This is a genomic window from Saccharopolyspora sp. NPDC050642 (assembly GCF_040654735.1).
Classification (GTDB): Bacteria; Actinomycetota; Actinomycetes; order Mycobacteriales; family Pseudonocardiaceae; genus Saccharopolyspora; species Saccharopolyspora elongata.
In genome coordinates, this window is sequence record NZ_JBFAIN010000084.1 from 1 (window position 1) to 7,282 (window position 7,282).

Below are 7,282 nucleotides of genomic sequence, written 5' to 3' on the forward strand. Positions count from 1 at the left end.
GCTCAGAAACAAGACCCGCTACCAGCCGGCCCGCCCCACAACCCAGCCCGCAGCGCCCCCAGCCGCCGCTTGACAAAAACATAGGAACACCCCCCGAAATCCCGCCTCTGCCGGGCCCTCTTGGAAAGGACGAGAAAGTGATTGCCGTGTTTGGGTTTCTGCTCGTTGCGTCGGTTTTCGTCGTCGTTGGATTCCACTGGATCGATCGGCCGACCGGGCAGCACACGGGATCGGGCGAAAGTGCGCTCGGCGTTTGGCAGCTCTGCGCGCGGGTCGCGATGGAGCGACAACGCGATGAGGAGACCGAGTCCTATGGTCGGCACGCGCTACTCGGCTGCGGCGACTAGACCTTCGAGGGCCTTGTGGGCAGTTGTTCCCGGTTCCGCCGAGAGGAGGATCAGGCGGTGCTTCTGGCCCGGGACGTGCAGGGTTTGGCAGTCCAGGTCCAGCGGGCCGAAGTCCGGGTGGTCGATCCGCTTGCGCAGCGTTGGCCGGGGCCGGACCTCGTGGTCTCGCCAGCTTTCCGCGAACTCCCGGCTGAACTCGGCGTATTCCCTTGTCAGGGCCGCTAGTGCCAGGTCGTCCGGGTGGCGGGCGGCGGCCAGGCGAAGCTCCGCCGCCGCCTGGCGGGCGAAGTGGTTCTCGCCGCTCGGCGAGCACAGTCCTCGCATGGACAGGCGCAGGGTGTTGCGCTCCTCGCGCGGCAGCTTCGAGAAATCGGTGATCAGGCTTGCGGCGTGGGCGTTCCACGCCACGATGTCGAGCCGCTCGTTCACCACGTACCCCGGGACCGGGCCGAGGCGGTCGAGCAGCCGCAGCACGCCTTCCGGCACCGGTTCCACGGCATCCAGGGCCGGCGGGGCCTGCCCTGCCAGCCGCGCCAAGTGCTCGCTTTCCGCCTCCGACAACTTCAGGGCCGTGCCCAGGGCCGCGAGGACCTGCGTCGACGGGCGCGGCGCGCGTGCCTGTTCGAGGCGCTCGTAGTAGTTCGTCGACACCCCCGCCAGCCAGGCGACCTCCTCGCGGCGCAGGCCGGGCGTGCGGCGGCGGCCGGACCCGTCGGGCAACCCGACATCGCCGGGACGTCGCTCCTCCCGGCGACGGCGCAGGAAATCGGCCAGCTCGCGCTTGTTCACCTCACCACCTTGCCACCGGGGCGGACCGCCCAGCCACGGACCGCCGATCCGGGGCAAGCACGGACCTGCTCGGCCCGCTCCCGGGCGACGAACCTGGACGTCGTGGAAGCTAACCAACTCTTCGAGCAGGCCCTCGACCTGCTGCTGGCCAAGGACATGGACGGGTTCGTCGACCTGTTCGCGCCCGACTGCACCTTCGAGTTCCCGTTCGCGGCGGGCACCCCCGAGCGCCTGAACGGGCGGGAAGCGCTGCGCGAATACCTGGCGGACTACCCGCAGAAGCTGGACATCGCGGGCTTCCCGTCCGTGGTCGTCCACCGGACCACCGATCCGGCCACCATCGTCGCCGAGTTCACCGCGCGCGGCCGGACCGTGGCGACCGGCGCGGACTACGAGATGCGCTACGTCGCGGTGATCGTCGTGCGCGACGGCGCGATCGCCTCGTACCGCGACTACTGGAGCCCGGTCATGGGCGCCAAGGCGTCCGGGGAGCTCGCCGGCCTCGTGACCGCGCTGGGCGGCGAGGTGCGCTCGTGACCGTGCTGATCACCGGCGGCACCGGGAACACCGGCCGTCCACTTGCGACAGTGCTGCGGGAGCGCGGGATCGCCGTGCGGATCGCGAGCAGGAACCCGGCCGAAGCCCCGGACCACGTGCGCTTCGACTGGGCCGACCCGGACTCGCAGCGGCGCGCGCTGGACGGCGTCGACCGCGTCTACCTGGTGCCGCCGGTCGGGGTCATCGACCCGATGCCGCAGGTCGGGCCGTTCCTGGCGGCCGCCGCCGGGCGCCGGATCGTCGCGCTCGGGTCGTTCGCGATGTTGCCGAACGCGCCGGGGCTGGAGGAGTACCGCTCGCAGATCGCGTCGACACCGGGCTGCGCCGTGCTGCGGCCCGCAGGGTTCATGCAGAACTTCACCGGGCGGCATCCGGTGGCCGACGGCATCCGGGAACGCGGCGAGATCGTGACCGCCACCGGTTCGGGACGGCTCGGCTGGATCGACGCCGCCGACATCGCCGCCGTCGCCGCGCACGCGCTGACCTCGGGCGAGGTGGCCGACGAGTACCTGCTGACCGGCCCGGAGACGTTGAACTACGGCGAAGCCGCGGCGATCATCTCGGAGGTCACCGGGCGGCCGGTCCGGCACCGGCACAGCACCGCGGACGAGCTGGCCCGGCGGCTTTCGGCGGAGCTGCCCGCGGACTTCGCGGCGGGTTTGGCGGCCGTGGACGAGCACATCCGGGCCGGCGGCGAGGACCGCACTACCTCGACCGTCCAGGACGTCACGGGGCGCCCGCCGCGTTCCTTCCGCGACTTCATCCGCGCGGAGCTCGGCTAGGCGGCCGGGTGGCGATTTCGCGCGAAATCGCCACCTTCCGGGCTCACGATGTCTGGAGTCGAAGTCTCGAGTTGTTGCACGCAAGGACGCCGACGGTTCCCAGGGCCGCGCCGAGGAGGAAGCCCGTGAGGACGTCGTGCGGGTAGTGGACCCCGATGAAGATCCGGGAGAAGCCTTCGAGCAGCGCGAGGAGCACCGCGATCGCCGTGATGCGTCGCCACAGCATCGACAGCGCCACCGCGAACGCCGCAGCCGCCGCCGAGTGGCTGCTGGGCAGCGACCAGACGCTCACCTCCGCGCAGTTCTTGATCGTGCCTCCCGGTATCGGGATCGCCAGGCACGGCCGGTCCTGCCGCACGACGTTCTTGATCAGGTCGCTGAACAGCCAGGCCGCCCCGGCCGCCAGCAGCGGCGCGAGCAGCACCGGAAGTCGCCGGGTTCGCCACCACGCGAGCAGCGTCAGCGCCGCGAACGCCGCCAGCAGCGCCTGGGTGCCGAACAGCGCGAGGCCGTGCACCCAGCCCGGCGACGCCGTCCCCCACTCCGCGATCTCCCGGTACCACTCCGCGCTCGGTTCCAGCATCAATCCGACATTACCGACCTGCCGGTAGCGTCGACGCGGTGAAGGTGTCGATCCGGGACGTGCCGTGGTGGCTCGTCCTGTCCGCTCCCGTGCTGCTGGTCAACGTGGTCGCCGCGACCGATCCGCTCAACGGCTGGGAGATCGCGCTCGGCGTCGGCGTGGTCGGCATCACCGTGGCGCTGCGCCGGACCTGGCCGCTCGTCGCCACGGTCATCGCGCTGGCCGCCTGGGCCGGCGCGCTGATCCCCCGGCCGGACGCGGGCGTCATCGCGGCGTTCGCCTTCACCCCGATGCTGATCGCGACCAGCTACAACGGCGGGTTCCGGGTGCGCAGGCACCGCGACGCGCTGGTCCGGCTCGCGCTGGCCACCGGCGTGGTGTCGCTGCTCGTGCTCGTGCTGGCGCACGACGTCGGGGCCTGGCTGGTGACGCTGATCGGCGCGCTGCTGTTCGCGCTGATCCCGTGGCTGCTGGGGCGGCACCACCAGAAGTACCGGGCGCTGGTGCGGGCCGGCTGGGAGCGGGCGGAGCAGCTGGAGCGGCAGCAGCAGATCGTGGGCGAGCAGGCGCGGCTGCAGGAACGCACCCGGATCGCCAGGGACATGCACGACCTGCTCGGCCACCAGCTCAGCCTGGTCGCGCTGCGGATCGGTGCGCTGGAGGTGGCGCCCTCGCTGGACGCCGGGCATCGGGAGGCGGCCGGGCAGGCGCGGGCCTCGGTGACGGATGCGGCCGAACGGTTGCGGGAGGTCGTCGAGGTCCTGCGCGACGACTCCGGGCCGGTCACCGGCGAAAGCGTCGCGGAGCTGGTCGAGCAGGCGCGGGCCGCCGGGATGGCGGTGGCGTTGGCGGAGACCGGCGAGGTGGTGCAGTCGATGCGCGCCCGCGCGGTGTGCCGGATCGTGCAGGAGGCGCTGACCAACGCGGCGAAGCACGCGCCGGGAGCGGCCGTGACCGTCGAGGTGCGCCACACCGCCGACGAGAGCGAAGTGTCGGTGGCGAACCCGCTGACCGGTGATCGCGAGCCGGTTTCCAGCGGCGGGTACGGCCTCGTCGCCCTCGCCGAGCGGGTGCGGCTGGCGGGCGGGACCTTCCAGGCTGGCCCGGAGCGCGGGCGGTTCCTGCTGTCCGCGCGGATTCCGCAGGTCGCGCAGGCCATCGAGGCCTCGGAATCCGCGGCGCGCCTGGCCCGGGCCGAAGGTCAGGTGCGCAGCAGCCGCAACATCGCGGTCGCGGCGGCAGCGGCGAGCGCCGTCGTGCTGGGGTTGCTGACCGCGGGCATCACGGCGTTCGACACCATCACTTCCGTACTGCCCCCGGCGGCGTACGACCGGATGCAGGTCGGGCAGTCCCGGTCGTCGATCGAGCACCTGCTGCCGGCGCGGACTCGGATCGACGACCCACCCGACGCCGACCCGCCCCGGCCGCCCGGTGCGAGCTGCGCTTACTACAGCACGCACCACGATCCGTTCGACGAGCGGAGCGGCGACCTGTACCGGCTGTGCTTCCGGCAGGACGTGCTGGTGGGCAAGGACTATCTGCGGCGGTAGGAGGAGACGTGCGACTGGTGCTGGCCGACGACGAGGCCATGGTTCGCGCCGGGGTGCGGGCGATCCTGGCCGCGGACCCGGACATCGAGGTCGTCGGGGAAGCCGCCAACGGGCGGGACGCGGTGGAACTGGTGCGGCGGCACCGGCCGGCGGTGGCGCTGCTGGACATCCGGATGCCGGAGCTCGACGGCCTCGGCGCGGCGGACGAAATCCGCCGCGTGGCGCCGGAAACCGCAGTGCTCATCATGACCACGTTCGACGAGGACGCCTACGTCACGCGGGCGTTGCACGGCGGCGCCAGCGGATTCCTGCTCAAGACCGGTGATCCGCGGGAACTGCTGCTGGGCGTGCGGGCGGCGGCCGAAGGCGGCGCGTACCTCTCGCCGCCGGTGGCGCACCGGGTGATCCGGCAGCTGGGCGGGCCGCGGCTGCAGCAGGAGATCACCGCGCGAGAGCACGTGGACGCGCTCAGCGACCGGGAGCGCGAAGTGCTCGCGCTGGTCGGGGCCGGGTTGTCGAACGCCGAGATCGCCCGGCGGCTGCACGTCGTGGAGGGCACGGTGAAGGCGTACGTGAGCGCCGTCCTGGGCCGGTTGGGCGTGAAGAACCGGGTGCAGGCCGCGATCCTGGCCTACGAAGCGGGCCTGGTGGAGCGCGGCGACACCTGAGCGTGGGGCCAAGCGAACGGCCTGTTCACCTCGTCTACCGAGACGAACAGGCCGTTCACCTCGAAAAGCCGCGCCGAACGAGCGGGGCGAACGGACCGTTCACCCCACCTACCGAGACGAACAGGCCGTTCGCTTCGGGGCCGTGAGTGGCGCGGCTGGTTTCGAAGGTGCTGGCTTCAGCGGGGTTGCGGCGCGGCTAGGCGGGTCTTGGCCAGCTTCGCCGCTAGGGCCATGCCCGCTGCCGCGACGATCGCGCCGAGCAGGAGGCCCGCGATCACGTCGTGCGGGTAGTGGACGCCGACGAAGACCCGCAGGAATGCCTCCAGCACCGCGAGCAGGGCGACGATGACGGCGAGCCGGCGCCATGCGACTGCAAGGCCGACCGCGGCCGCCGCGGCGATGGTGCTGTGGTTGCTGGGGAACGACCAGTCGCCCGGCTCCGGGCACTCCGCGATCGTCGCGACGATGTTGCGAACCTCGCGGCACGGCCTTTCCTGCTCGACGAACGTCTTCGTCACCTCGCTGATCGCGTAGGCGAGCACCGTGACCGCAGGGGCCGCGAACGCGAGGACGCGCAGCCGGCGGTCGGCCCGGCGGGTTCGCCAGAGGTTCGCCAGCACCAAGGCGCCGAACACCAGGATCACCGCCTCCGTCGCCACGTCCGCCAACGCCTGCACCCAGCCCGGCGCGTCGTGGGCGAGGCCCGTGACCGCGCGGTACCAGTCGATGCTGATGTCCGGCACGTCCTCGATCTCGTTGGTGGCCAACGACGAACTCATCGATCCTCCGCATCTGCTCGCAACGCGGTCGAAGGTATGGATCGGGTAGTCGCCCGGGCAGTGGTCTTTCGGCAGCGGCCGCCCTTACTTTCGGCAGAATCCCGGCACCCGGGGCCGCTACGGATGGTGATCCGGGGTTGCGCGACGGTGTGGTCGCATTGGGTGAGATGGCTGAAAGTCGCTGTCTTCGTTGGCGTTTCAGCCGTGGGCGCGCAGTACCCTGGCGCGGCTGGATCGTCGATCAGGAGGCACCGGTGCGTTCAATGCTCCTCGCCGGCGCGATCATCGCCGCGCTCGCGTCCCCGGCCCACTCCTGCGAACGGGAATCGCTCGACCCGCTGCTGCGGTCGGCCGCCGCGCGCGTCACCACATCGAACAAGGTCGCCGCGGCCAAGTGGGGCACCGGCCAGCCGATCGACGATCCGGTGCGGGAACAGCAGGTGCTCGACGCGGTCGCCCGCAAGTCGGTGGAGCTCGGCATCGACCCGGCGGAGTCGAAGCGGGTCTTCCTGGACCAGATCGAGGCCAGCAAGCTCGTCCAGCGGGCCCTGCACGAGAGGTGGGCCGCGAACCCCGGCGAGCGGCCGGTGGAACGTCCCGATCTGGGCGAGATCAGGCCGATCATCGACCGGCTGAACGACGAGATCCTGCTGGAACTGCGCGACACCCGGCAACTGCGCGACGCGCCGTCCTGCGACGGCTACCTGACCAGCGCCTTCCACCACGCCAGCACCGACCTGCGGCTGACCGGCCTGCACCGCCTCGGCCTCGTCCGAGCGGTCCCGTCGATCTGCACCGCCCCCTGACCCGGCGCCGTCCCCCGTCCCACGTCCCCGGTCCCCGTCCCGGCGTCTCCCCGTCCCCGATCCCGAGATCCCCCGTCGTCCCGAGGTCCCTGGTCCCGGCGTCTCCCGGGCTCGGCGCTTCTCCGGTCCTGGCGTCCGGGGGTCCCCAGTTTCAATTGAAACTGGGGACCCCGGGGCGGCGCCCTCCCCCGGCCTCCTGCGTCGGCTCGGACCGGTGCTCCGACCGCAATTTCAATGGAAATCAGAGGTCCGATTTCCATTGAAATTGCGGTGAGTTGCCCACAGGCATCGGCATGTCGGGGGCGACACGCCGATGATCCGCAAGTTCCATTGAGCGTTTTTCATCTTGTTTCGTGTTCGAGGGTGAGGATGGCTTTGGCGAGGGTGCCGACTTGGTGGGGGCAGCAGCGGACGCGGTCG

The 7,282-nt window shown here is 71.5% G+C and carries 8 protein-coding genes; 5 read left to right on the forward strand and 3 right to left on the reverse strand.

The genetic code is table 11. The features are described from left to right. Positions 1–326: 326 nt before the first annotated feature. A complete protein-coding gene (locus tag AB0H93_RS44065; protein WP_358582900.1) occupies positions 327–1,136 on the reverse strand; it encodes a helix-turn-helix transcriptional regulator in 810 nt (269 codons plus the stop codon). 102 nt (positions 1,137–1,238) lie between these two features. Between AB0H93_RS44065 and AB0H93_RS44070 the strand changes: the two genes are divergently transcribed. Both AB0H93_RS44070 and AB0H93_RS44075 read left to right on the forward strand, forming a co-directional pair. Continuing rightward, entirely contained in the window at positions 1,239–1,673 is a 435-nt protein-coding gene (locus AB0H93_RS44070) for a nuclear transport factor 2 family protein (RefSeq protein ID WP_358582903.1), read from the forward strand. Further along, a complete protein-coding gene (locus AB0H93_RS44075) occupies positions 1,670–2,476 on the forward strand; it encodes an NAD-dependent epimerase/dehydratase family protein (RefSeq protein WP_358582906.1) in 807 nt (268 codons plus the stop codon). The genes AB0H93_RS44070 and AB0H93_RS44075 overlap by 4 nt, the downstream gene beginning before the upstream one ends. 43 nt (positions 2,477–2,519) lie before the next feature. On the opposite strand, the gene AB0H93_RS44080 is transcribed toward AB0H93_RS44075, so the two are convergent. Then, positions 2,520–3,059 (reverse strand): phosphatase PAP2 family protein, encoded by a 540-nt coding sequence (locus tag AB0H93_RS44080; protein WP_358582908.1) that lies wholly within the window; start codon positions 3,057–3,059, stop codon positions 2,520–2,522. A 38-nt stretch (positions 3,060–3,097) separates the two neighbouring features. Here AB0H93_RS44080 and AB0H93_RS44085 point away from each other — a divergent pair, with 38 nt between their 5' ends. After that, positions 3,098–4,609: a histidine kinase gene (locus AB0H93_RS44085; protein ID WP_358582911.1), complete on the forward strand. Its 1,512-nt coding sequence runs from the start codon at positions 3,098–3,100 to the stop codon at positions 4,607–4,609. A gap of 8 nt (positions 4,610–4,617) precedes the next feature. Continuing rightward, positions 4,618–5,277, forward strand: coding sequence for a response regulator transcription factor (locus tag AB0H93_RS44090; RefSeq protein WP_358582913.1), 660 nt, complete (start codon positions 4,618–4,620; stop codon positions 5,275–5,277). A 176-nt stretch (positions 5,278–5,453) separates the two neighbouring features. On the opposite strand, the gene AB0H93_RS44095 is transcribed toward AB0H93_RS44090, so the two are convergent. Beyond that, on the reverse strand, positions 5,454–6,056 hold the full coding sequence (locus tag AB0H93_RS44095; RefSeq protein WP_358582916.1) for a phosphatase PAP2 family protein: 603 nt from the start codon (positions 6,054–6,056) through the stop codon (positions 5,454–5,456). Between the two features lie 263 nt (positions 6,057–6,319). On the opposite strand from AB0H93_RS44095, the gene AB0H93_RS44100 reads away from it, so the two are divergent. After that, complete coding sequence (locus AB0H93_RS44100) at positions 6,320–6,862, forward strand: chorismate mutase (protein ID WP_358582918.1); 543 nt, start codon at positions 6,320–6,322, stop codon at positions 6,860–6,862. Positions 6,863–7,282: the final 420 nt, after the last annotated feature.

Excerpts from the sequence above, each read along its gene's own strand:
- AB0H93_RS44095 (WP_358582916.1), bottom strand. The coding sequence starts at position 6,056 with ATGAGTTCGTCGTTGGCCACCAACGAGATCGAGGACGTGCCGGACATC.
- AB0H93_RS44080 (WP_358582908.1), bottom strand. The coding sequence starts at position 3,059 with ATGCTGGAACCGAGCGCGGAGTGGTACCGGGAGATCGCGGAGTGGGGG.
- AB0H93_RS44100 (WP_358582918.1), top strand. The coding sequence starts at position 6,320 with ATGCTCCTCGCCGGCGCGATCATCGCCGCGCTCGCGTCCCCGGCCCAC.